Raw genomic sequence first — 25,666 nt, forward strand, 5'->3', positions numbered from 1 at the left:
TAGCAGCTGTGAAACTTTTAACATAAAGCCACTCTGAAAACTAATTTAGCATTAGCTAATCTTAAAGTAATTTCTTTTAGCTGCAGATGTGCTGTATAACAGTAAAAACTGTATTTCCCTTACCTAAGAAAATAACATGATTCAATTCTTAGCAAGCAACTTGAAATCTAAAAATGAATTAAGTGCTCTTACAAGACAAGAGCAAATTATTAACAAAGGGGAATATGTTTATCGACCTTCTGGCAATTGGACTAAAGATGTACATAAATTCCTAGCTTATCTACATAATAAAGGTTTTGATGCTACGCCAAAACCTTTAGGATTTGATAAAACAGGCAGAGAAATAGTAAGTTTTATAAAAGGAGAAGTAAGTAACTACCCACTCACTAAAAATGCCTCATCTATTGGAGTCCTTACCTCGGCTGCTATTTTACTACGTAAGTATCATGATATCTCCCTGGGGTTTTTAGAAGATAATAATGTTGAAGAGAAATGCTGGCAGTTACCATGCCGTTATCCAATAGAAGTTATATGTCATGGAGATTATGCACCTTATAATGTTGTTTTAAATGGAAAACAAGCAGTTGGAATAATAGATTTTGATACTGCTCATCCCGGACCTCGTACATGGGATATTGCATATGCCTTATATAGATGGGCTCCTTTAACAAATCCTAACAACCATGATGGATTTGGCCACTTAAAAAGCCAAGTTGCAAGAGCTGCTTTATTCTGTGATTCATATGGCTTACCTATAGAAAAAAGAATTAATATGGCAGCTTTGATTATTGAAAGATTACAATCATTAGTAAATTTCATGTATAAAGAAGCAAAAGAAGGCAAAGAAACCATGAAAACTAACATAGCAGACGGACACCATCTACTGTATATTGAAGATATAGAATATATTAAAACTCACTCGCCTTATATCAATGACAAATTATGCGGTTATGAACCTAATTAAAACAGCAAATTATATGCATGTAGTAAATATTACTTAGAACATAGAGCACACACCTATTATCTAAATGTTAGATTTCATATAATAAATTATTAGGCAAGATAAGCCACCTATCGGTGGCAGCTTAAAAGAAGATACCCTTGACCGATAAATATTTATGGAGGATTATAATACTGGTATTTGATTTGTTTTAACTTGAGTTATAAAGACTGAATGTTAGACATACATAAGATAATATATAATTGAGTTATGAGTAACTTGCACTCTGAGCAGCATTTGGTCAATGAATTAGCGGTAAAAACTCTTAAGGCCATTTCTAAAGAGCAAGCAATTCCTTACAGCAGGATCAAAAGAAGATTTTTTCCGAAGGAGATAAGGAAATAGCCAAGGCTTTCTGGATAATGTTGCGAAAAATATCTCCCAATCATAAGTATAATTCTGTTTACTATTGCCCTGATTGTAAAGAATTTGATTTAGAACGCAAAGGAAGAAAGATTCCTTGGTAAGAAAACATTAACTATAAGTAATTTATGGAAATAGTCGGTAAAGGAATATCTATAAAACATATTTTTCTAGACCGTGGTAATTGGTCTCGATTTCGCTAAAAAATACGGCAAGCTAAGATACGGCATTATTTTCAACGTCACTAAAGTTATATCGTGTGGAACGAAATATTTAGGATTTAAACGTTATAGCTGCCGTGATTGTAACCGCAATAAATCGGTAGCATTCAGCTGTAAAGGTAGGTTTTGTTCTCGTTGTGGTAAGAAACAAACGGATCAATGGGTGAGTAAGGCTAGCAATGTTCTACCAAAAACACGATGGCAGCACATTACATTTACAATGCCGGACTCTTTATGGCCGATATTTTGGCTCAATCGTGATCTGTTTGGATTGATTTCCGGTATTGCAGCAGGAATTATTAAGGAGATAGCTACAAAGAAAAATCTTGTGGTTGGTATATTTACTGCCTTACACACTTTCGGTAGAGATTTAAAACGCAATGTTCATATCCATTTATCGGTTACTTGCGGCGGTATAAATAGCAAAGGCAAGTGGCAAAAATTATTTTTTCCTGCCGAACCTATTAAAAAAATGTGGAGACATAGAGTCCTTGAGTTATTTCGCTTTCAATATATCTCAAGTAATTTGAAGTTGCCGTCCGCATATCAAAATGCTGAGAATTTTAATAACTGGATGAGTAGTTTATACGAAATCAGTTGGTATGTTTATTTACAAAAACCATCGGATGATCATAAACGCAACATAGAATATTTAGGGCGGTATATAAAACGCCCCCTATTTCCGAGACAAGAATAGAAAATTACGACGGAAAGCAGGTAACGTTTAAATTTCTTGATCACTATAATAATACAATTGATCGCATAACTATGCCCGTGATGCAGTTCATAGCTAGTCTGATTATGCATATACCAGATCGTTATTTTCGAATGATTAGGTATTACGGTTTTTTATCTAATAGAACTAGGGGCGTACAATTACCTATCGTATATAAGGCAATTAATCAAATCGTTCATAAGAAAACTAAGCTCATTAGTTGGAGATTAATGATTTGGTTGAATTTTAAAATAGATCCTCTGTTTTGCTATAATTGCAATAAATGTATGAATCTGCGGCAAGTTTATTACGGTTTATCTCCGCCATTGTTATTAATAAGAACCAATGAATTATTATCAACGCCTAGATAACATCATTATGGCGAACACTTCTTTCACGTCTTGGCCACATAATTTGTAAAACTGAACCTATTTTTAGATAGATTCTGGCAGAGATTTTTGTAAAAGTGTTGATAATTTCTAATATTGTGGCTGGTAACTACATATTTATTAAACGAATTTTTAAAAAGCTGATTGATGATTTTTCTGGTTGCAAATTTTGAATTTCCTATACTATAAAATGGAATAAGGGTCTTTAATTCTACAGGAAATGTCTGTTGTTATACCGAGTGCTTGTAATTGATTGCAAATTAAGTTAATTGCTTGGTTATACGAAAAGTCTTTTGATTTATTCTCCATTTTAAGCTTATTCGGCTAGGTTTAACTAGGAGCCCAAGTCTACCAAAGGTGGTTAAGCCTGTCAACGCCCCTGTAAATGGGATATATGATTAAGTTACATACCGTGAACGCTACGTCTCTGTAGCAAATAATATCTTACCTATGTAAAGCCCGTAAACTTATCTTTTATACGATACCCTACTTTACCTATGGAAATCATCGTTGTAAGTATTGTCCTAATTAAAATTATATTAATACTTAATTTGTAACATTTAAGGAAATAATTTAATAAATATTCATAATTTGCTTATATTTCAACTAGTAAAGAGTTATTATATAGTTATGTGATTAATTAATTCTTAAATTATGGATTATTCAACACCCTGTAAGTATTCAATAAGACTGCTAGAGAAACTAAAGTCGTTAGATACTCAAAATGTGCTTGATTTTGAGTTAATTAATAAAGCTATTTATTGGGCTAAGAAGTATCACGGCAATCAGAAAAGAAAGAGTGGTGAGGCGTATTACACCCATCCCTTAGAAGTTGCTTATATGATTTCTGATTATAAGCTAAAAACTGATGTAATAGTTGCTAGCATATTACACGACACTGTTGAAGATACCGAAGTTACTGTAGAGATGATACAGGGCACTTTTGGACAGAGAATAGCTCAGATGGTTGATAGGCTTACCCGTGATAGACCAGATGGTAGCAAGTTAAGTGTAGAACATATAATAAACAATGCCTACCACCTAAAAGATAAGGAAGTATTAATAATAAAGCTATTTGATAGGTTTCATAATATACAAACCTTAAATAACATGAGCTTAGAAAAAATAGAGAAGAAGATAAAAGAAAGCTTGAAATATTTTTTAATTGCAGCCATGGATATTGAGTTATCTTCAAAGTATATCAAAGAACTAGTGGATTTATGTGCACAAAACTTACCAACTCAAAAGAATGTAATACCTGTTACTGACTCAGACTCATCGATTCTCTATCCAGTTTTTCAAAAGTACATACATACTCAGGTACCTGCATGATGAAAAATTACGCTATGCGGTAAGACAACAATTAAATCGTGGGGAATCCAGGCATGCACTCGCAAGGTATGTATTTTTTGCGGATCAGGGATCATTTAAGACAAATGATTACGAAGAAATGATGAACAAAGCCAGTTGTCTTAGTTTTGTGTCAAATGCAATGGTACTATGGAATACGGAGCAAATGCAAAAGGTATATGAAATGTTAAATCAGAAAGGTTTTAAAGTAGATGAAGAAGATATGGCAAGGGTTTTACCCCTATCAACAAAAAATACATTGGTGCATGGCCAATATTCTTTTTAGGAAAGTAGAAGTTTTTAATCTCTTTTGGGTATATTCCCCGCCGCTTGCGGCGTAAGATGTGGGGATGAGCAAATATATACACAAGAGTCACAATGTTACTGTTTTACTGTATCACCTGGTATTTCCAGCAAAATATCGCCGAGCGGTGTTTGATGTATCGGTTGATCAAGTGCTAAGGGAAGTATGTTTAGGGATAGAAAAGAGATATCAAATAAAATTTTTAGAAATAGGAACTGATGAAGACCATGTACATTTTTTAGTACAATCTGTACCGACTTATAGCGTAACAAAAATAGTAACGATAATTAAAAGTGTTACGGCTCGTCAAATATTCAGATTATGTCCACAGGTTAAGAAACAATTATGGGGCGGAGAATTTTGGACTGATGGATATTTCACAAGTACGGTAGGTAAGCATGGAAATGAGAATATGATAGGAAAATACGTAAAAAATCAAGGCAAGGAATATAAGAAACTGCATGACGACCATCAGTTAGCTTTTTTCTAAAATTCTAAAATACCCCGCTGCTTGCGGCGGGGATTTCTTTTATTGAACTCCAACAGATAACCTGCTTTGCAGGTTACTTTAGAAAAAAGTAACTGTCAAGATAATATTAATGGGCTATTGTTCGTATAATACGCTATAGGTCTTTTTAGCAGCTATGTTGCCGATAGCCCTATAATTGCAATAAATGTATGAATCTGCGGCAAGTTTATTACGGTTTATCTCCGCCATTGTTATTAATAAGAATCAATGAATTATTATCAACGCCTAGATAACATCATTATGGCGAACACTTCTTTCACGTCTTAGCCACATAATTTGTAAAACTGAACCTATTTTTAGATAGATTCTGGCAGAGATTTTTATAAAAGTGTTGATAATTTCTAATATTGTGGCTTGTAACTACATTTTATTAAACGAATTTTCAAAGTTTTGATTAACAATTTTTCTGGTTACAAATTTTGAAATTCCTATACTATAAAATATTTAAAGGTAACATATATGAAATGCAGATACACCAAATATTTATTGTGGTTCATGCTCGGTGCACTAATAAGTTTAGTTGAATATACAAGATTCTTTTCAGAAAATATCGCCGATAACTGTCAGCACTTACATCATCAAGCCCATATAGCTTTACATAATGAAAAATACGAACACGTTATAGAAATATGCGATCAAGCAATAAAGGCTGATACCTCCCCTGATAATAGATACCTAATATACGTTAAGAAAGCAAAAGCATTAAATAAATTGCATCGTTATGAAGAAGCACTTAAAAGTGCAGACTTAGCAGTTACCATTTATCCTAAAAAGGAAGAGGCATATTTAGTTAAGGTAGATGCTTTATTTACTTTAGGAGCAGAAGAAGAACTTACCACTATTCTAGAAGAAATTGAATCAATAAACTCACATACACCTCTTAAGCCCTTATTAAATTCTTTAAGACTAGAGCGCGGTAAAGTACAATACCCATAATGGGTTTCAGCATATTATATTAAGGAGTATAATGTTGTATAGACCTTACTTTTTTTATCAAATATCGTTCTATTTTGAGTATATTCTTAAAAAAACCATTCCAAAACTGGTATCAATTGAAAAAGCAAAAGAATAGGTTTGGATTTTGGTTTTTGGAATAAGAAAATCTTTCATAATCATTAAGCTTTAATTTTAGATTCTAAGTTTTTAATTTCTTTTCTAGATAGACCCGTAAAATCCATGATTTCTTCAATATCCTTACCTTTACTTAGCATTTTAGCGGCCATTGCAATTTTTTCTTCAGCTTTACCTTCAGCTTTACCGATTTCTATACCTTTTTCTTCAGCTGAAACTATATAATCTCTTTCTTTTAGTGATTCATTACGGTAAGCGGTGTATTCTTTTCTTTCGGAAGGAGTCATTTTAAAGATGTTCAATCTATCTGCTACCTTTTTCATATAAGGAGATTTAAAATCTTCTTTTACTTCAGAATGTTTCATCATGTAGAGCTATTCGTCTAATTCATTTTTAATGACATCATTAAATAGCGGAACCAATATTACAAAATATTCGGGCAAGATATTATGAGCATCAAAAAACCTCATGCCAAGATCCGCAATATGTAGGTTTTGGGGATGAGATTTATCTATTTCATGGAAAACGGTTTTACCGTAATGTAGAGGAGCTTTTATATTACCGAACGGAAAATACAGTAGGTTAATATGTATTATCTTTTTAATTGTAGAATAATCATCGTTACTGGAGATATAGTCTACTATTAATCTAGAACTGTTAAAACAAGCCTTATGTAGAAACAGGCTCGTGTAAGAACGATCTATTTCTACGATATATTTATTACCCGTATCGTCTTCTACTACAAGATCGGCTATACTTGACTTTAACTCTTTAAGATTCTTTGTTACTGGCAGATTCAAGTAATGCTTTAATCTTTATAGGCTTATAACCGCATGAACTTATTAATGCAGAGATAAAGGCCTCTACGATATCGTAATCTCCTTTGTCTTTGATGGCATAATCAAAGGAAACTAAATCGCTCATGGGTTTTAATTCGGTATATTGTTAATTATGAATTACTGAAGTCTATTATAGCATAAAATCTCTACAGCTACAAATCATAAGCAATATTTTAGTGTCTTAATAAACGTTGGTTTATTATAATAGCTTTCAATTATATTCATCGAAAATACACCGGCACCAATCCAAGTAGCTAGAAATGGCAAGTATAGCTAAAACATTTTTTATTACCGCCTCTACTTTTGGCACAATGAGCGCATATACGGTCATACTACCAGAAAGGATTTAAGCAGTTTGGCCTCATTTGCTTATATGGGATTGATAGGTCTGGTTATTGCTAGTCTGATTAATTTCTTTCTTCGCTCTGCTGCACTGGATTTTGCTATCTCTTTATTATACTGCTTCATTTCTTTGGGATCAGAAGAAGTAATGATTAAATCTGATTATGGCAACAGATTACATGATTGATGATTTTACTTAAATTTAAAGAGCTGAAACGATACTATCATCTTTACCAACAAAATAACATATTTGGTGTTATTACTCTTATCTGCGTGTGTGGTGCTTTTGATAGTAAAAGAGGAGGATACAAATTTATTGCTTGTAAAAATCAGTTAAAACTATACTATATTGACTCGGCAAAATAACAAAAATCAGACTAAGCAGAAAATATTGTCTGTATTAACTGTCAAAATATTTGTGAACATTCCAATAAATTAAATATGGAGAAAAAATTGTATAACCCAATAATGGAGTGGGCTTGGACAAATGAACTATGCGTTGCCGAATTAATAGGCTATGCTGCTGCATTTTGCGGCACTGTATCGCTTATTCCTCAAATAGTAAAATTATGGAAAGAACGCTCAGCAAAGGCTATATCTGCTACTATGTATTTAATTTATACCCTTGGAGTGGTGCTATGGTTAATTTACGGCATCATGATTAATTCAATTCCATTAATCATTGCAGAAATAATCACTCTTGTTTTATCTATTGCTATTCTGATAATGAAATATTTATGGAAATGATAATAAAAAATCTTTATTAATAACAAGACTTACTATCTAATCTTAAAGATTAGATTTAATAATAAATCTACCGTAAAATAATTAAAATCTATAAGTATGAACAAGGAAAGTTCGACATTACCTAAAAACATTATTTTAAACTGGTTGTATTCTACCGATATGCACGTATCATTGGATAAATTAGGAAAATGGCTTGAGCAGAATACAAACGGCAAATAAAGCTAGTTGATACAGATGCTCAGGATAAGGTAGTGCAAAACAGTAATAATCCACTCTATAAGGAGTGTACATAAGTGAAAGTAATGAAAGATACTGATTAAAATTCTAACTATTATAATTTTAACAAATAAAAACAATAACTTGGGGCTACTCTTATGAAAACGTTTATATTTATTTTATTTTGTACAATCTCTTCATCAGCTTTGGCTGCTAGGATTGCGGTTGTATATCATAGCGGTTATGGTCATACCGAAGTAATTGCTAAAGCTGTTTACAAAGGTACGCTTGAGATAAAAGGAACTGAATCAAAGTTAATTAAAGTTAACCCTGAGGGTAAGATACCAGAAGAAGCTTGGCATATTCTTGAAAAATCTGATGCTATTATTTTTGGGGCTCCAACTTATATGGGTTCTCTATCAGGACCATTTAAAATGTTTATTGATACAACTTCAAAAATATTTTTTGAACAAAAATGGAAAAATAAGGTTGCTGGAGGTTTTACTAATAGTGGAGGCTTAAGCGGTGACAAACTATCATCAATACTGGAATTGGTAGTTTTAGCTGGTCAACATGGAATGATTTGGGTTAGTCCAGGTATATTACCGGAATCACCATATGCTCCTGAAAATATTAATCGTTTAGGTAGCTATCTTGGTGTTATGGCACAATCAAATCAAGGAGCCCCAGAAACAACAACAGCTTCGGGAGATATTAAAACCGCAGAGCTTTATGGGAGACATATTGCAGAAATCACAGAAAAATTGGTTAAGTGATTTAATGAATTTAATAATTAAAAAGATAAAAGTTAAAATTGTACAATGAAGTTATACATTTTTGGTTTAATGAATTAACGCCAAGCGATTGGTTTATTGATAGTATTCATATTGATCAAATTATTATTGAGCGTTTTGGTAGCTTACATAAGCAAGCTGTACAAGGAGAATTATATGACTGGAGATTTTCTCCCCAAGGGGGTTTAGCAGAAATTATAATTTTAGATCAATTTTCCAGAAACATACATAGAGGTCACGCAAAATCATTTGATAATGATGGTATGGCTTTGGTATTAGCCCAAAATATGATAGAAAAACAACAAGACAAACAATTAATTCCAAATATGAAAGCTTTTTGTTATTTACCGTTTATGCATAGTGAATCACAAATAATTCATAAAAATGCCTTAGAGTTATACAATCAAGTTGGTTTAGAGCAACACCTTAAATATGAATTAAAGCATAAAGTAATCATTGATAAATTTGGAAGATATCCACATCGTAATCCTATTTTAGGTCGTTTTTCCACACAAGAAGAATTAGATTTTTTAAAAACATCTTTTTAAAAATTTTATAGATAAACTTAAAAATTTAAATTAATTAATTAAAGACTTATTATGAACAAAGCAGAATTTATAGACCATATCGCAAATCAACAGGGATGCACAAAAAGAGAAGCTGAAAAGGATATTGATATAAGTAAGATTTAATAAGTTATACTATTATGCAAATCGGTACTCTCAAATGGTTCAATTTTACTAAAGGGTATGGTTTTATAGAACCTAGCGACAGATCAAGAGGCATATTCCTCCATATCTCAGCTTTAGAACAAGCTGGTATCAAGAATATTGACTCAGGACAGAAACTCAGTTTTGAGACTGTAACACAAAAAGGCAAGTTATCGGCTACTAATATTAAGTTACTATAGTAGTGGAAGATTAAGTATTTAAGCTCTTATGGATAACATTAACTAAACAAGAATTGATGATTTTAAATAAAGCTGTAGTTTCCTTGATCAAAAGTCATCAAAATGTGGATTTTAAAAAAGCAGCTACTGGAACAGCTGATTATAGATAATTTACCAAAGGAAGAGGCAAGTAATATCATGAGAACCATTGCAGATTCATATATCGAAGAAGGGTTTAACAAGGGTATCTTACAGGGTATTGAGAAAGAAGAAAACAAAAAAGCCATAGAAATCGCCAAAGCTATGCTACTAGACGGATATGCCATTGAAAAAATATCTAAAATTACAACAGGTTTAACTGTTGAAGGAATAGAAAAGTTAAAATGATCATGAGTAATAATATTAAAACAAATACAGATTTTATTTTGGAAAAAACAGCTCTTAACATGTTAAAACAACAGCTGGGCGATAAGTTAATTTCTTCCGTAACAGGACTTAGTTTAGAGGAAATAGCAAAGCTAAAAGTAAGGCTTAAAAGATATGAATAGAACAATCTTACGTGATCTTGAGTATCTTAAGCAAAACTATGAACCGGCTGAAATACAGAAACTTTTAAATAGTAGTAAAATTAAAAGAGAAGTGTATCAAGAATTGAAGGTATCTGAGTATGTTTTGAATAATTATATAAAGCATTATAAACTTTCTGGTATAAACAAAAAGGGACAAAGACCATTAGATAAAAACAGTATAGAAAACAAGAAACCACGAAAGGTATCGGTTGATAATTCTGTCTTTCGAGAAATGGAAGATCCTGTAGAGAGTTTTCAAGAAAAACTGGCTAGAAAGAAAGAGGCAAGGACATTAAAGGAGTTAAGAGATCCCTATTATTGACCACAGAAATATATTGTAAGAAAGTATACAATTGTCGCTAACTGTGCCCAATACTATATGCCATAATCACTAATTAAGGGCTTAAAATCCATAAACAAAAAAGAAATTATCACCTGTATTAAACAATACAAATTAAAATAACAGGTAATCTCAACAATTATTTAATAAACAGTTGAAAAGTAGAACAAATAGCTGTTTTAATTAGGAAATGTTTATAAAATAACCATTACTCTTAATGAAAGTATCAGAACAGAAAAGCCTTACAAGAGAACAGAAAGAAGCTGTAGGATTATTATCTATAGGGACTTTTCTTGAATATTTGTGCGTCCAGTTAAGGCGCTTATGTTGAGTGAGAGATAAACTCACCACGGTAAAAGTTAGAGCCGTGTAACTAGGATAGCAATATAATGCGAAATCATTATATTGAAGCCTATCGACAAACCAATTTAAAGAATTGGTGTGACTGTTCAGGTCGTAATGCAAATGAACACATTGGTAGCCTCGTAAAAGAATTAAGTCTGAAGGTTGAGCCTCTAAGTATTAGGTGAAAACAGTAAAACAAAATGAAATCTAACTGACACGTTTTGTTTCTTCAGCGGGGTAATAGTGACGACATGAACAGATATTAACCCACCAACTAAATACCCGACTTAGGCGGCATATTTTACTTCTTTCGCCTGAAATAATCTTTTGATATGTTCTGGGTTATTTTGCAGAGTCCTTAGGTAAGATTTTAAATTCCCTTGGAGTTCAGATTTTGTAAGAGGTATATGTTTCCTATTTACATTTCTTTTTAAATCGTTGTTTAAATATTCATCCGGATTATGTTGCGGAGTATACGGAGGCAGAAAAAATAAAGAAATTTTCTTTTTATGTTTCCGAGTCCATATTTGTACTTTTTTGCTATGATGAACCTTGAGATTATCTAGGATTAAGAAGATTTTTTTCTTGGAGTATTTTACCAACCTCCGTAAAAATTCTATAAATACATTTGTTTTTAGTGTCTCTTCGTACAGCATAAACCTTAGCTTACCGTTATTTGTAACAGTGGATATCATGTTTATACTAAATCTCTTCGATTTATGAATCACAACAGGGGTTTTTCCTTTTAAAGAATAGCTTTGTAATACCTGACACTCTTGTTTTATCCCTACTTCGTCGCACCAATGTATTTCTGCCTTTTCATATTCTGCTTGCTTGGCTATTGACGGATATTCTTCATCTAACCAAAATTGAACCCTTTTGGGTTGCTGCTCATATGCTAACTTCTTTGGCTTTTGTGCAGTATACCCCCATCTTCTTAAATATTCGCCTATTGTACTTAGGGGAAGAAAAAATCCACAATGTTTTTTGATGAGTGCATTAACTGATTTTCTTGACCATAATGCTGATTTGATATTGTGATCTTCTGGTCTAGAGATATTTACGTACCCTTGTATTATTTTACTTTGATCTTCGGTTATAAGCCTTTTCTCTCCTATCTTTCTACCTCTTAACTTCCCACTAATTGCGTACTTGTCGCCTCTCTTTTCCCTCCTTACCCATTCATTTACTGTCTGGCGACTCACTCCTATTAATTCACCTACCGACGATTGACTCTCTCCTCTTTTTACTAGTTTTAGAGCAATCTTTCTCATCGACGCTTGTGCGCTTATTGATAATTTCCTAAAATCTTCACTTTTTGACATTATTGCATTATACAAATTCCTTCCTTCTTGGCAATAGTTATGTCGGGTATTTAATTGGTGGGTTAATAGGACATAGGTAGCAACTGGAGTTATCAAAAGGAATTTCATCCCTAGAGAAATACTAGGAGCAAGATCTTTTCTATAACGAGATATATCTCGGAAAAGAAGAGAAGATGAAGGGAGTCGGATAGGGGCATTTAGTGATGAAGCAAGGTAATGCTTGTGGAGCGAAGGCCTCTTATTAGAAAACATCTTCTAACAAAACGAGAGGTAAAGGAGAATGATAAAAACTCCAATTTTATTACAAGATCTGAGGAAGAAGATATACATTCAAGCGAAGTCTGAAAAGACTTGGCGATTCTGGGGCATTTATGTACATATGTGTAAAATTGAAACCTTAAGAGAATCGTATCGTCTGGCACGAAAGAACAATGGAAACCAGGCATTGACAAGATGACCTTTGAGGATATAGAAAGAAACGGTGTTGAATCGTTTCTTCACCAGATACACAATGAACTTAAATCAGAGACTTACTACCCTTTACGAAACCGTCTAAAAGAAATACCAAAAGCAAGGAAAAGGTATGCGCAAGCTTTTAATTCCTTCCATACGGGATCGTGTGGTTCAGGTGCTTTAAAACTCATTCTTGAACCTATTTTTGAAGCAGACTTTCAACAAGGATCTTATGGATACGACCTAGTAAAAATGCACAAGAAGCAGTGCAAAGAATAGCAGATGATCTCGTTAAGAAGAAAGGAAACGTCATTGATGCCGATCTTAAGGATTATTATGGCAGCATCAGACATGATATTCTTCTTACCAAATTAGCTAAAAGAGTTAAAGATTCATCTGTTATGAGGCTTCTTGAAGCTAATAATTAAGGCGGGAGGTAAAATGGAATTTTTCAAGGAGGCCCTTTATCACCTCTGTTAAGCAACATCTATCTGACTTCAGTGGATGAGATGCTTGAAAGAGCAAAAGAGGCTACAAAGATTGTAATTCAAGGCAAAAGCTACACTAACCTAGAATATTATAGATGGGCCGATGACATTGTGATTTTAGTTGATAGTTATCAAAAATGGGAATGGCTCTTTAAAGCTGCTTATAAAAGGCTTCGAGAAGAACTTAGTAAGATTGGAGTTACGCTGAACACTGATAAAACTAGACTTGTATATGCAGAAAAAGGTAACACTTTCTCTTTCCTTGGTTTCCGCTTCAAACGAATACGGACAAGGCAATTAAAAGAAGGAGTACTGCGCCTCCCTAAAATAGAAAGTCGTACAAAACTGTTGAGAAAGCTCAAAGAAGTATTCCGACAACATCGATCACATCATGTAAGACAAGTTATCGATGAGATCAACCCAATTCTAAGAGGTTTATCCTATTTGACGAGGATCGGGAATTCAAGTGAATGCTTTGCATTTATCAAAGACTGGGTAGAAAAGAAGCTGAGAAGACATCTTATGTATGCCCAAAAGCGTCAAGGATTTGGATGGAAGAGATGGAGTAAAGAGACACTTTATAAAACCTTAGGGTTATATAATGGATACCACCTCTTGAAAGTAACTCCTGTTCAATTAGGTCTCATAAACTTGGATACGAAATTCTAAGGGAAAACGGGAAACCGCACGGCGGGTTTGATTGGCGGGGGCAGGAAACGTGGCTCTTGAGTTTGGAGTATGCGCGCCTGACCTCGACCCTACTGATTTGATGCTCTACGTTCATATGGCAGTACTGCTTAATGAATTATTTTTTCCAAAAACTGATCCTTTTACTGCTTCTTTATTATCGGCTTTCAATTTTTTGTTCCATCTTTGTTTTTAGACCGTTTGGGGCTTTGATATTTGGCTATATTGGTGATAATGTAGGTCGCAAGGCCACAGTTATAATAACCACTTTTTTGATGTCTATATCATACGTAGTAATGGCTACTTTGCCTACTTATGCACAAGTAGGCATAACAGCATCTTGGGTTGTTACTATTTTCGGATGATTCAAGGCATGTCTTCTATGGGAGAGATAGTAGGGGCAGAAATATATCTAACCGAGGTTGTAAAACCGCCACTGCAATATCCAGTTGTAATGATGATCGCTGTTGCTTCTATTCTAGGAGGCGTATTTGCTTTAGCACTGGCTTCTCTTTTTACGAGTTACGGATTCAATTGGCGATATGCTTTTTGGGTAGGTACTGTAATAGCTTTAGTGGGCGCATTAGCAAGAACTATTAACCCACCAATTAAATACCCGACATAACTATTGCCAAGAAGGAAGGAATTTGTATAATGCAATAATGTCAAAAAGTGAAGATTTTAGGAAATTATCAATAAGCGCACAAGCGTCGATGAGAAAGATTGCTCTAAAACTAGTAAAAAGAGGAGAGAGTCAATCGTCGGTAGGTGAATTAATAGGAGTGAGTCGCCAGACAGTAAATGAATGGGTAAGGAGGGAAAAGAGAGGCGACAAGTACGCAATTAGTGGGAAGTTAAGAGGTAGAAAGATAGGAGAGAAAAGGCTTATAACCGAAGATCAAAGTAAAATAATACAAGGGTACGTAAATATCTCTAGACCAGAAGATCACAATATCAAATCAGCATTATGGTCAAGAAAATCAGTTAATGCACTCATCAAAAAACATTGTGGATTTTTTCTTCCCCTAAGTACAATAGGCGAATATTTAAGAAGATGGGGGTATACTGCACAAAAGCCAAAGAAGTTAGCATATGAGCAGCAACCCAAAAGGGTTCAATTTTGGTTAGATGAAGAATATCCGTCAATAGCCAAGCAAGCAGAATATGAAAAGGCAGAAATACATTGGTGCGACGAAGTAGGGATAAAACAAGAGTGTCAGGTATTACAAAGCTATTCTTTAAAAGGAAAAACCCCTGTTGTGATTCATAAATCGAAGAGATTTAGTATAAACATGATATCCACTGTTACAAATAACGGTAAGCTAAGGTTTATGCTGTACGAAGAGACACTAAAAACAAATGTATTTATAGAATTTTTACGGAGGTTGGTAAAATACTCCAAGAAAAAAATCTTCTTAATCCTAGATAATCTCAAGGTTCATCATAGCAAAAAAGTACAAATATGGACTCGGAAACATAAAAAGAAAATTTCTTTATTTTTTCTGCCTCCGTATACTCCGCAACATAATCCGGATGAATATTTAAACAACGATTTAAAAAGAAATGTAAATAGGAAACATATACCTCTTACAAAATCTGAACTCCAAGGGAATTTAAAATCTTACCTAAGGACTCTGCAAAATAACCCAGAACATATCAAAAGATTATTTCAGGCGAAAGAAGTAAAATATGCCGCCTAAGTCGGGTATTTAGTTGGTGGGTTAATACATTAAAAGAAACCGTAGATTTTGCCGATGCTAAACGTAGAATGGAAATAACTTTACAAAAAGATTTAACAAACGAAATATTAAAGAACAATTATCTTTACCAACAAAAGGGCAACAAGATAAGCCACCTATCGGTGGCAGCTTAAAAGAAGATACTCTTGACCGATAAATATTTATGGAGGATTATAATACTGGTATTTGATTTGTTTTAACTTGAGTTATAAAGACTGAATGTTAGACATACATAAGATAATATATAATTGAGTTATGAGTAACTTGCACTCTGAGCAGCATTTGGTCAATGAATTAGCGGTAAAAACTCTTAAGGCCATTTCTAAAGAGCAAGCAATTCCTTACAGCAGGATCAAAAAGATTTTTTCCGAAGGAGATAAGGAAATAGCCAAGGCTTTCTGGATAATGTTGCGAAAAATATCTCCCAATCATAAGTATAATTCTGTTTACTATTGCCCTGATTGTAAAGAATTTGATTTAGAACGCAAAGGAAGAAAGATTCCTTGGTAAGAAAACATTAACTATAAGTAATTTATGGAAATAGTCGGTAAAGGAATATCTATAAAACATATTTTTCTAGACCGTGGTAATTGGTCTCGATTTCGCTAAAAAATACGGCAAGCTAAGATACGGCATTATTTTCAACGTCACTAAAGTTATATCGTGTGGAACGAAATATTTAGGATTTAAACGTTATAGCTGCCGTGATTGTAACCGCAATAAATCGGTAGCATTCAGCTGTAAAGGTAGGTTTTGTTCTCGTTGTGGTAAGAAACAAACGGATCAATGGGTGAGTAAGGCTAGCAATGTTCTACCAAAAACACGATGGCAGCACATTACATTTACAATGCCGGACTCTTTATGGCCGATATTTTGGCTCAATCGTGATCTGTTTGGATTGATTTCCGGTATTGCAGCAGGAATTATTAAGGAGATAGCTACAAAGAAAAATCTTGTGGTTGGTATATTTACTGCCTTACACACTTTCGGTAGAGATTTAAAACGCAATGTTCATATCCATTTATCGGTTACTTGCGGCGGTATAAATAGCAAAGGCAAGTGGCAAAAATTATTTTTTCCTGCCGAACCTATTAAAAAATGTGGAGACATAGAGTCCTTGAGTTATTTCGCTTTCAATATATCTCAAGTAATTTGAAGTTGCCGTCCGCATATCAAAATGCTGAGAATTTTAATAACTGGATGAGTAGTTTATACGAAATCAGTTGGTATGTTTATTTACAAAAACCATCGGATGATCATAAACGCAACATAGAATATTTAGGGCGGTATATAAAACGCCCCCTATTTCCGAGACAAGAATAGAAAATTACGACGGAAAGCAGGTAACGTTTAAATTTCTTGATCACTATAATAATACAATTGATCGCATAACTATGCCCGTGATGCAGTTCATAGCTAGTCTGATTATGCATATACCAGATCGTTATTTTCGAATGATTAGGTATTACGGTTTTTTATCTAATAGAACTAGGGGCGTACAATTACCTATCGTATATAAGGCAATTAATCAAATCGTTCATAAGAAAACTAAGCTCATTAGTTGGAGATTAATGATTTGGTTGAATTTTAAAATAGATCCTCTGTTTTGCTATAATTGCAATAAATGTATGAATCTGCGGCAAGTTTATTACGGTTTATCTCCGCCATTGTTATTAATAAGAATCAATGAATTATTATCAACGCCTAGATAACATCATTATGGCGAACACTTCTTTCACGTCTTAGCCACATAATTTGTAAAACTGAACCTATTTTTAGATAGATTCTGGCAGAGATTTTTATAAAAGTGTTGATAATTTCTAATATTGTGGCTTGTAACTACATTTTATTAAACGAATTTTCAAAGTTTTGATTAACAATTTTTCTGGTTACAAATTTTGAAATTCCTATACTACAAGATAAGCCACCTATCGGTGGCAGCTTAAAAGAAGATACCCTTGACCGATAAATATTTATGGAGGATTATAATACTGGTATTTGATTTGTTTTAACTTGAGTTATAAAGACTGAATGTTAGACATACATAAGATAATATATAATTGAGTTATGAGTAACTTGCACTCTGAGCAGCATTTGGTCAATGAATTAGCGGTAAAAACTCTTAAGGCCATTTCTAAAGAGCAAGCAATTCCTTACAGCAGGATCAAAAAGATTTTTTCCGAAGGAGATAAGGAAATAGCCAAGGCTTTCTGGATAATGTTGCGAAAAATATCTCCCAATCATAAGTATAATTCTGTTTACTATTGCCCTGATTGTAAAGAATTTGATTTAGAACGCAAAGGAAGAAAGATTCCTTGGTAAGAAAACATTAACTATAAGTAATTTATGGAAATAGTCGGTAAAGGAATATCTATAAAACATATTTTTCTAGACCGTGGTAATTGGTCTCGATTTCGCTAAAAAATACGGCAAGCTAAGATACGGCATTATTTTCAACGTCACTAAAGTTATATCGTGTGGAACGAAATATTTAGGATTTAAACGTTATAGCTGCCGTGATTGTAACCGCAATAAATCGGTAGCATTCAGCTGTAAAGGTAGGTTTTGTTCTCGTTGTGGTAAGAAACAAACGGATCAATGGGTGAGTAAGGCTAGCAATGTTCTACCAAAAACACGATGGCAGCACATTACATTTACAATGCCGGACTCTTTATGGCCGATATTTTGGCTCAATCGTGATCTGTTTGGATTGATTTCCGGTATTGCAGCAGGAATTATTAAGGAGATAGCTACAAAGAAAAATCTTGTGGTTGGTATATTTACTGCCTTACACACTTTCGGTAGAGATTTAAAACGCAATGTTCATATCCATTTATCGGTTACTTGCGGCGGTATAAATAGCAAAGGCAAGTGGCAAAAATTATTTTTTCCTGCCGAACCTATTAAAAAAATGTGGAGACATAGAGTCCTTGAGTTATTTCGCTTTCAATATATCTCAAGTAATTTGAAGTTGCCGTCCGCATATCAAAATGCTGAGAATTTTAATAACTGGATGAGTAGTTTATACGAAATCAGTTGGTATGTTTATTTACAAAAACCATCGGATGATCATAAACGCAACATAGAATATTTAGGGCGGTATATAAAACGCCCCCTATTTCCGAGACAAGAATAGAAAATTACGACGGAAAGCAGGTAACGTTTAAATTTCTTGATCACTATAATAATACAATTGATCGCATAACTATGCCCGTGATGCAGTTCATAGCTAGTCTGATTATGCATATACCAGATCGTTATTTTCGAATGATTAGGTATTACGGTTTTTTATCTAATAGAACTAGGGGCGTACAATTACCTATCGTATATAAGGCAATTAATCAAATCGTTCATAAGAAAACTAAGCTCATTAGTTGGAGATTAATGATTTGGTTGAATTTTAAAATAGATCCTCTGTTTTGCTATAATTGCAATAAATGTATGAATCTGCGGCAAGTTTATTACGGTTTATCTCCGCCATTGTTATTAATAAGAACCAATGAATTATTATCAACGCCTAGATAACATCATTATGGCGAACACTTCTTTCACGTCTTGGCCACATAATTTGTAAAACTGAACCTATTTTTAGATAGATTCTGGCAGAGATTTTTGTAAAAGTGTTGATAATTTCTAATATTGTGGCTGGTAACTACATATTTATTAAACGAATTTTTAAAAAGCTGATTGATGATTTTTCTGGTTGCAAATTTTGAATTTCCTATACTACAAGATAATTACCTAGGTTGTAGAATATAAAATACAATTTAAATTAAAAATTACCTAAATAATGTCAAATTTACTTAATGTGGTTCTTTTAATTGCGGCGGGTATCGTTTTAGTCTTAATGTATATAAAACTAAAAAAAGAAAAAGAACCAAAACTTAAAAAAGTGGTCGTGGTAGATCCTGAAGCTCAACAGCTATACGCCACTCAAAAACACAAAACCGATGAAGAAAAAACTCTTACTATGCAAGAAAAAATTGAGTTATCATGGCAATTTGTGGTAAATATTAAAAATCAGGTGCTAGAAAAATTTTCAAAAACAGACCAAGAAAAAGTAGTAAGAGCCGGTACTATACTTCTTGAAAATGGTATGAAGTACCAACATGATGTTGAGTTAGAGGTGAGAATTAGCCAAGAATCAAAAGCTAAATCTGTGACCAAATCTAAAGAACAGGAACAATCAATGGCCAGATAATCGGGCTAAGGTAAATTAGTTAAAAATTTTAAGCTACGAAACCTAAAATTATCTGGTTATTACTTAGGCTAGAGATTATAGCTTTGATTTTTTTTTGAAGACAACTTTAGAAAACTAAACCACACCATACTATAGTCAATTCAGTGGTATTTGCTGCTAGAAATGATAGCCCATTACCTGTCAAACAAGTAAAAGACAAACAACAACTCTCCTAAGTACCAATTTAATTAAGTTTAATACAGCCAAGGTAAAAACCCAGGGATATCCATATTATATGATAAAGAGCTAACTCTGGCTAGCTTTAAACATTTTTTGCCTTGTTTTATCCCAGCTATACTGAGTATTAACAGTTTTAACTTCTGTAGTTAGAATATCTCCATTTGGTAATTGCGCTACATCTAGGCCATTCTTAAGGGATTCAACAATAAGAGGTGTTGTTTTACAAATATAGTTAATATCAGAAAAGATATCGTCTTTGTTCTCATCTTCTACATATAAATCATTTTTTTCTAAAATATTAGACATATATAAAATTAATAATTAAGTTAAGTAAAACTAATGGTTTAACTATAACATTTTTTAGAGTAAGCATCAAGAATCCTTTTTAAAGAAACTTATAGAGAAATTGTCCTACCTGAACAATAAAAAACAGAGTATAATCGAAACGTTATAAAACAAGCAATTAATCGCTAGAAAATCAAATTTTTTATGGATAATAATATAAATTCAGTAGTTCCGCTAAGGGAAGTATTTAAAAAAATTTGTTATTTCCTCTTTAGCAAGCACAAATGGAAGGTGGTTTCTTTAATAACAATAATCTTCGTTTCAGGAATAACTACCTCTATTGACAGTATTTTACTCCAAAAACTCACCGATCAAATAGAACAATATTCAAACCATCATATCCATGAATCTAATTTAGCAGTAATACTACTCAAGTGGATAATAATATACGCCTTATGGTGGGAAGCATTAAATATTACTTGGCTTATCTACAACTACATATATCTAAAAACGTTACCTAAAGTCAAAGCCCAGGTTATTAACGAATTATACGATCATGTCCAATACCATAGTTATAGTTTTTTCCAAGGTAAATTAGCTGGAGAAATTACAAATCGAATTACTGAAGGTTCAAGATCATTAGAAATGATTTTTACTCATTTAAATGAAGATATTTTAAGAAAATTCTCAGTCATTACTTTTGCGCTAATAACCATGTATATAGTACATTATGTTATAGCACTTATATTTTTAACTTGGCTCATAATATTTGTTAGTACCAGCTTATATTTTGCCAAAGATATACATAACTATTCAGCCATATACAGCAATAATAAGTCTTTAATCTCGGGGAAAATAGTTGATGCTATAGCTAATATTTCAGTAATAAGAATGTTTACCTCCCACAAATTTGAAAAAAAATATCTTTTTACGCAAACAGAAAAAGCAGCACTTAGCGATCAAAACATGTTATGGTTCATGCTTAAACTTAGATATGGCCTTGGTATATCATGTACAATTATGATCGCTGCCGTTGTTTATTATATTGTTTCTCTAAGAGGACAATATATTATAACAATCGGCCAGTGTGTTCTGGTTATTACTTTATGTATTGCAATTACTGAGGATATATGGGACTTAACAAAGGAATTTGGGGATGTTTTTGAACAGATAGGGGTTTTTAGTCAAACCATAAGTTTAATTCAAAAATATACAATTACCGATGTAGAAAATGCACAAAAATTAATCATAAAACAGCCTTCTATTGAGTTTCAAAACGTCACCTTCTACTACCAAAACCAAGATAATATTTTCAAAAACAAATCTGTAAAAATTGACGCTTATCAAAAAGTTGGTTTAGCCGGTTTTTCTGGTTCTGGCAAAACTACTTTTACTAACCTGATAACAAGACTTTTTGATATTGAAGAAGGAAGAATATTAATTGATGGACAGGATATTAAGTTGATAACACAAGATAGTTTGCGCCGAAATATTTCGATTATCCCGCAAGAGCCTATCCTATTCCACAGATCCATTATTGAAAATATAAAATATGGTACTGAAAGCGCAACATATGAAGAAGTTGTTGCTGCCGCAAAATCAGCTTATATACATGATTTTATAAACAAATTACCAGATGGTTATAACACCCTTTGTGGCGAAAGAGGTAACAACTTATCAGGAGGGCAAAGACAACGTATTATAATTGCTCGAGCTATACTTAAAAATGCTCCTATCCTAATATTAGACGAAGCAACAAGTGCCTTAGATAATCTTACTGAAAATCTAATTCAGAGATCACTTAAAACTCTTATGAAAGGTAAAACAGTTCTCGTTATTGCTCACAGGTTATCTACTTTACTGAATATGGATCGGATTCTGGTGTTTGATAATGGTCATATAGTTGAAGACGGAATTCATAATGAATTGAAAACTAACGGTAAACTATACCAGCAATTATGGAATGCGCAAAAAGGCGGATCAATAGCAGAATTATATTAGGTACACTATTTAATGATAATTAATATTATTTCTGTAGGCAAATTATCTCCAGGGTACAGAGGGCTAGCAGATCATTATTACAAAATGATTAAATGGAAGGTAAAAGAAACAGAATTAAATTATAATAAAAAATTATCAGAAAACCAGGCTAAGACTTACGAAGCTAAATTAATTAACAACCACATAAATATTAATTCATATAAAATTGTTTTGGATGTACAAGGACAACAGCTAAACAGTCAGGAATTTAGCTTGTTATTTAAAAACCAGATGATGATAGGACAAAATATAGATATTATAGTCGGCGGGGCTTTTGGTCTAGACGATTCAATTACTAAAAGTGCTCACATCAGATTAAGTCTCTCGAAGATGACCTTACCCCATCAGCTAGCTAAACTTGTTTTACTTGAACAAATATATAGATCCCAAACTATATTAGCAGCGCACCCTTATCATAAATAATTAGTTTATAGGCCAACTGCAGACCTTCGGTGCTATAAATAATGAAGTAAAGCTAAACCCTAATAGGGGCAAGCAATGAATTACAACATCTCCTCGTGTTACCCAATCTGCTATAATTGCACCAAAAGCAACCAAATTGAATATACCAAAAAAGTTTACTCTAACTTGTGCCTTATCAATATAAGGTACAAGTTAGAGGGGAATTGATTAAGAGCTTTTCTGTCTAGTGGCACTTATATTTAATTAAACCTTTTCTCTTTTACTGAAGATAAGCACTTTTAGGACATATAAAATAAATATAACTACAAACCAGTAGATAATAATTTCTCCTGTTAAAAGCAACGAGCCATCTTTACCAATTATTTGCTTGAATAATAGCCATATCGAGGCAATAAGGGCTGTTGGCGCTATTATAAATACTGCTGGGCACTTAAATGGCCTTTCCACATTTGGCAAACGAAGCCTAAATATCATAACTATGATAGCTACTACCACATAATCAAGCAAAGCTGCCATACTAGAAAGTTGTCCTAGTATGGAATAAGGGCAAACTGCCGCCATAACGGCAAATACACTTGTAAACATTATAATCGTTATGTGAGGGCTATCATATTTATGGTGTAATTTTGCCATAAACTTCGGTAATAACCCATCCCTTGCAATTACATAAAAAATACGTGATTGACCGTAAATATTCATCATTATAACAGTAGTCATACCGGCTATACCGCCTGTAGCAACAAGAGCAGAACCAATATTACTGTTATTAAATTTTAAAGCATGAGCTAGAGGCTGGGCATTATTTAATTCCGCATAAGGAATTATTCCAGTAGCTAGCCCCCCTACAATCATATAAACAACAGTAGCCAAAACTAGTGAACCAATAATACCGATCATAAGATCACGTTTTGGGTTTTTACATTCTTCCGCTGCGCTCGCAAGTACCCCAAATCCGGTAAAAGCAAAAAACAAAATTGACGAACCGATTAATACATCATCAAAACCATTGGGCATAAAATTTTCCCAGTTTGTTGCATCAAAATGAGGAGCGGCAAAAAGCATGAAAGCAAATATTGCTATCATTTTTATAAATACCAAAATGTTATTTAACCTCTTGCTATCTTTAGTACCAAAATATAACATAAATCCAGCAAAAATTATTATAGTAAAGGCCGGAATATTAAATACCCCTCCTTCAAAAGGAGATTTTCCCAGCTGTTCAGGAAGATGATAGCCAGCAGAATCTAGAATTCCCTGTACATAAGCTGACCAGCTACCGGCTACTGCAGAAGAGGCAAAACCAAGTTCTATAATTATTAAACTACCAATTAACCAGGCAAATACTTCCCCAAATGCTACGTAAGAATAAGTATAAATACTACCAGAAGTCGGAAGCATTGTAGCAAGTTCAGTATAAGCTAGGGCTACAAAAATACATGTACATCCGGCAATTAAATAAGAAAGAGTTACAGCGGGGCCGGAGTACTGCGCAGCAACTAACCCTGTGAAAGTAAATACGCCAGTACCTACTATAGCTCCAAGACCTAGGAGCACTAAATCAAAAGCTGATAATGTTTTATCTAGCCCACTTGAACTTCCTGCTTCTCTTACCGATTCAAAGCTTTTTTTCTTCAAAAAATTCATTTTTCCCCGTTTTTAGTTTTTTATAATTATTGAATATCCCTAGTAATCCATCCACCACCCAAAACCCTCGTATTATCATATAATACACATGCCTGCCCTGGGGTAATTGCTCTTTCAGTTCCAAGAATATTAACTTCAATTTTATCATTAGTAATAAAATTGATTTTAGCCTGGATTCCAGGAGTAGTAGACCTAACCTTAGCGACAATATCAATTCCTTCAGTATTTACATCACCAGCAAGCCAATTTACTTCTTTTATAATGAATTTAGTTTTAAATAACGCCGATTCTGGGCCAATATATACTGTATTTGTTTCAGGGTCAATTTTTATAACATAAATCGGTTCTCCGTATGAAATACCAAGCCCTCGTCTTTGACCTACTGTATAATTTATAATTCCTTTATGCTCCCCAAGTTCAAAACCGCCAATATGAACGAACTTACCTGGCTTCTGCGTTGACGGACGCATTCTAGTTACGATCTCACGATAGTCCCCGCCCGGCACAAAACAAATATCCTGACTATCTGGTTTATCTGCTACTTCAAGACCATATTTTAATGCTAATTTTCTTGTTTCTTCTTTACTATATTTACCGAGTGGAAATTCAAGAAAATTCAGCTGCTCATTAGTTGTAGAAAATAAAAAGTAACTCTGATCTTTATAGGGATCTAAACCTCTATGAAGCTCCGAAATATTATGGTTAATAATTTTTTGCACATAGTGGCCAGTAGCAAGTGCATCTCCGCCAAGTTCTTTTGCAAATTTTAATAAATCTTTAAATTTGACAGACTGATTACAGCGTACGCAAGGTAAAGGGGTTTCACCTCTGGCATAACTATCAACAAAATCATCAATAACTTTTTGGCGGAATAGGTTTTCATAGTTTAGAACATAATGAGGGATACCAATCCTATCTGCAACCATTTTGGCATCATAAATATCTTGTCCGGCGCAACATGCACCTTTTTTTTGTAGAACAGCCCCATGGTCATATAATTGCAAAGTAATACCTATAACTCTATGGCCCTGCTCGTGCATCATTGCTGCTACTACCGAGCTATCTACTCCTCCAGACATTGCTACCACAATAGTTTTAGACATAATAAACCGTTTTTCCTCAAGGGACGAATTATATTA

The 25,666-nt window shown here is 33.4% G+C and carries 18 protein-coding genes and 4 pseudogenes; 19 read left to right on the top strand and 3 right to left on the bottom strand.

What is annotated here, in order from left to right; all coding sequences use genetic code 11:
• Positions 1-136: 136 nt before the first annotated feature.
• The 17 genes and pseudogenes from N3Z16_RS06805 to N3Z16_RS06945 all read left to right on the top strand — a co-directional run bounded on the left by N3Z16_RS06805 (position 137) and on the right by N3Z16_RS06945 (position 19,916).
• A complete protein-coding gene (locus N3Z16_RS06805; RefSeq protein WP_282485907.1) occupies positions 137-964 on the top strand; it encodes an aminoglycoside phosphotransferase family protein in 828 nt (275 codons plus the stop codon).
• A 246-nt stretch (positions 965-1,210) separates the two neighbouring features.
• Positions 1,211-1,345: a hypothetical protein gene (locus tag N3Z16_RS06810; RefSeq protein WP_282485908.1), complete on the top strand. Its 135-nt coding sequence runs from the start codon at positions 1,211-1,213 to the stop codon at positions 1,343-1,345.
• A gap of 195 nt (positions 1,346-1,540) precedes the next feature.
• Positions 1,541-2,670: pseudogene (locus N3Z16_RS06815) on the top strand (IS91 family transposase).
• 672 nt (positions 2,671-3,342) lie between these two features.
• Positions 3,343-4,020 (top strand): HD domain-containing protein, encoded by a 678-nt coding sequence (locus tag N3Z16_RS06820; RefSeq protein ID WP_282485909.1) that lies wholly within the window; start codon positions 3,343-3,345, stop codon positions 4,018-4,020.
• Positions 4,013-4,324: a Tn3 family transposase gene (locus N3Z16_RS06825; RefSeq protein ID WP_282486974.1), complete on the top strand. Its 312-nt coding sequence runs from the start codon at positions 4,013-4,015 to the stop codon at positions 4,322-4,324. Before N3Z16_RS06820 ends, N3Z16_RS06825 begins: the two co-directional genes overlap by 8 nt.
• Positions 4,325-4,388: 64 nt before the next feature.
• Positions 4,389-4,832 carry an IS200/IS605 family transposase gene (gene tnpA, locus N3Z16_RS06830; protein ID WP_282485655.1) on the top strand — a complete coding sequence of 148 codons (444 nt, stop codon included), beginning with the start codon at positions 4,389-4,391 and terminating at the stop codon, positions 4,830-4,832.
• A 7,969-nt stretch (positions 4,833-12,801) separates the two neighbouring features.
• Positions 12,802-13,080: a hypothetical protein gene (locus N3Z16_RS06895; protein WP_282485921.1), complete on the top strand. Its 279-nt coding sequence runs from the start codon at positions 12,802-12,804 to the stop codon at positions 13,078-13,080.
• A complete protein-coding gene (locus N3Z16_RS06900) occupies positions 13,068-13,229 on the top strand; it encodes a hypothetical protein (protein ID WP_282485922.1) in 162 nt (53 codons plus the stop codon). The genes N3Z16_RS06895 and N3Z16_RS06900 overlap by 13 nt, the downstream gene beginning before the upstream one ends.
• A gap of 72 nt (positions 13,230-13,301) precedes the next feature.
• Positions 13,302-13,958, top strand: coding sequence for a group II intron maturase-specific domain-containing protein (locus tag N3Z16_RS06905; RefSeq protein ID WP_410519612.1), 657 nt, complete (start codon positions 13,302-13,304; stop codon positions 13,956-13,958).
• A gap of 82 nt (positions 13,959-14,040) precedes the next feature.
• Positions 14,041-14,571 (top strand): annotated as a pseudogene (locus N3Z16_RS06910) (MFS transporter); the annotation flags it as partial.
• A 67-nt stretch (positions 14,572-14,638) separates the two neighbouring features.
• Entirely contained in the window at positions 14,639-15,676 is a 1,038-nt protein-coding gene (locus N3Z16_RS06915; RefSeq protein WP_282485609.1) for an IS630 family transposase, read from the top strand.
• A 294-nt stretch (positions 15,677-15,970) separates the two neighbouring features.
• Positions 15,971-16,225, top strand: coding sequence for a hypothetical protein (locus N3Z16_RS06920; protein ID WP_282485543.1), 255 nt, complete (start codon positions 15,971-15,973; stop codon positions 16,223-16,225).
• Positions 16,226-16,298: 73 nt separating this feature from the next.
• The gene (locus N3Z16_RS06925) at positions 16,299-16,871 is read left to right on the top strand and encodes an IS91 family transposase (RefSeq protein WP_282485923.1); all 573 of its coding nucleotides are present in this window, start codon (positions 16,299-16,301) and stop codon (positions 16,869-16,871) included.
• Positions 16,814-17,427 (top strand): annotated as a pseudogene (locus N3Z16_RS11065) (IS91 family transposase). The gene N3Z16_RS06925 and the pseudogene N3Z16_RS11065 overlap by 58 nt, the downstream one beginning before the upstream one ends.
• 355 nt (positions 17,428-17,782) lie before the next feature.
• Positions 17,783-18,037 carry a hypothetical protein gene (locus tag N3Z16_RS06935; RefSeq protein ID WP_282485543.1) on the top strand — a complete coding sequence of 85 codons (255 nt, stop codon included), beginning with the start codon at positions 17,783-17,785 and terminating at the stop codon, positions 18,035-18,037.
• A gap of 73 nt (positions 18,038-18,110) precedes the next feature.
• A pseudogene (locus N3Z16_RS06940) lies at positions 18,111-19,240 on the top strand (IS91 family transposase).
• Positions 19,241-19,505: 265 nt separating this feature from the next.
• Entirely contained in the window at positions 19,506-19,916 is a 411-nt protein-coding gene (locus N3Z16_RS06945; RefSeq protein ID WP_223939327.1) for a DUF2660 domain-containing protein, read from the top strand.
• Between the two features lie 285 nt (positions 19,917-20,201).
• Here N3Z16_RS06945 and N3Z16_RS06950 read toward each other — a convergent pair whose 3' ends face one another.
• Positions 20,202-20,441, bottom strand: coding sequence for a DUF2671 domain-containing protein (locus N3Z16_RS06950; RefSeq protein WP_223939328.1), 240 nt, complete (start codon positions 20,439-20,441; stop codon positions 20,202-20,204).
• Between the two features lie 183 nt (positions 20,442-20,624).
• Here N3Z16_RS06950 and N3Z16_RS06955 point away from each other — a divergent pair, with 183 nt between their 5' ends.
• Positions 20,625-22,421: an ABC transporter ATP-binding protein gene (locus N3Z16_RS06955; protein ID WP_282485926.1), complete on the top strand. Its 1,797-nt coding sequence runs from the start codon at positions 20,625-20,627 to the stop codon at positions 22,419-22,421.
• Positions 22,422-22,433: 12 nt separating this feature from the next.
• A complete protein-coding gene (locus tag N3Z16_RS06960) occupies positions 22,434-22,883 on the top strand; it encodes a 23S rRNA (pseudouridine(1915)-N(3))-methyltransferase RlmH (protein ID WP_223938302.1) in 450 nt (149 codons plus the stop codon).
• 243 nt (positions 22,884-23,126) lie between these two features.
• Here the strand turns inward: N3Z16_RS06960 and N3Z16_RS06965 are convergent, their stop codons facing one another.
• Together N3Z16_RS06965 and mnmA are read right to left on the bottom strand one after the other, a co-directional pair.
• Positions 23,127-24,527, bottom strand: coding sequence for an amino acid permease (locus N3Z16_RS06965; protein WP_282485927.1), 1,401 nt, complete (start codon positions 24,525-24,527; stop codon positions 23,127-23,129).
• A 26-nt stretch (positions 24,528-24,553) separates the two neighbouring features.
• A complete protein-coding gene (gene mnmA, locus N3Z16_RS06970) occupies positions 24,554-25,630 on the bottom strand; it encodes a tRNA 2-thiouridine(34) synthase MnmA (protein ID WP_282485928.1) in 1,077 nt (358 codons plus the stop codon).
• Between the last annotated feature and the right edge of the window lie 36 nt (positions 25,631-25,666).

Origin of the sequence: Candidatus Megaera polyxenophila (assembly GCF_029982035.1) — a bacterium.
Lineage (GTDB): Bacteria > Pseudomonadota > Alphaproteobacteria > Rickettsiales > Rickettsiaceae > Megaera > Megaera polyxenophila.

Coding starts and splice junctions, on each gene's coding strand:
- N3Z16_RS06810 (WP_282485908.1), top strand. CDS start 1,211: ATGAGTAACTTGCACTCTGAGCAGCATTTGGTCAATGAATTAGCGGTA.
- N3Z16_RS06915 (WP_282485609.1), top strand. CDS start 14,639: ATGTCAAAAAGTGAAGATTTTAGGAAATTATCAATAAGCGCACAAGCG.
- N3Z16_RS06945 (WP_223939327.1), top strand. CDS start 19,506: ATGTCAAATTTACTTAATGTGGTTCTTTTAATTGCGGCGGGTATCGTT.
- N3Z16_RS06935 (WP_282485543.1), top strand. CDS start 17,783: ATGAGTAACTTGCACTCTGAGCAGCATTTGGTCAATGAATTAGCGGTA.
- N3Z16_RS06805 (WP_282485907.1), top strand. CDS start 137: ATGATTCAATTCTTAGCAAGCAACTTGAAATCTAAAAATGAATTAAGT.
- tnpA (WP_282485655.1), top strand. CDS start 4,389: ATGAGCAAATATATACACAAGAGTCACAATGTTACTGTTTTACTGTAT.
- N3Z16_RS06960 (WP_223938302.1), top strand. CDS start 22,434: ATGATAATTAATATTATTTCTGTAGGCAAATTATCTCCAGGGTACAGA.
- N3Z16_RS06950 (WP_223939328.1), bottom strand. CDS start 20,441: ATGTCTAATATTTTAGAAAAAAATGATTTATATGTAGAAGATGAGAAC.
- N3Z16_RS06895 (WP_282485921.1), top strand. CDS start 12,802: ATGACCTTTGAGGATATAGAAAGAAACGGTGTTGAATCGTTTCTTCAC.
- N3Z16_RS06820 (WP_282485909.1), top strand. CDS start 3,343: ATGGATTATTCAACACCCTGTAAGTATTCAATAAGACTGCTAGAGAAA.
- mnmA (WP_282485928.1), bottom strand. CDS start 25,630: ATGTCTAAAACTATTGTGGTAGCAATGTCTGGAGGAGTAGATAGCTCG.
- N3Z16_RS06920 (WP_282485543.1), top strand. CDS start 15,971: ATGAGTAACTTGCACTCTGAGCAGCATTTGGTCAATGAATTAGCGGTA.
- N3Z16_RS06965 (WP_282485927.1), bottom strand. CDS start 24,527: ATGAATTTTTTGAAGAAAAAAAGCTTTGAATCGGTAAGAGAAGCAGGA.
- N3Z16_RS06955 (WP_282485926.1), top strand. CDS start 20,625: ATGGATAATAATATAAATTCAGTAGTTCCGCTAAGGGAAGTATTTAAA.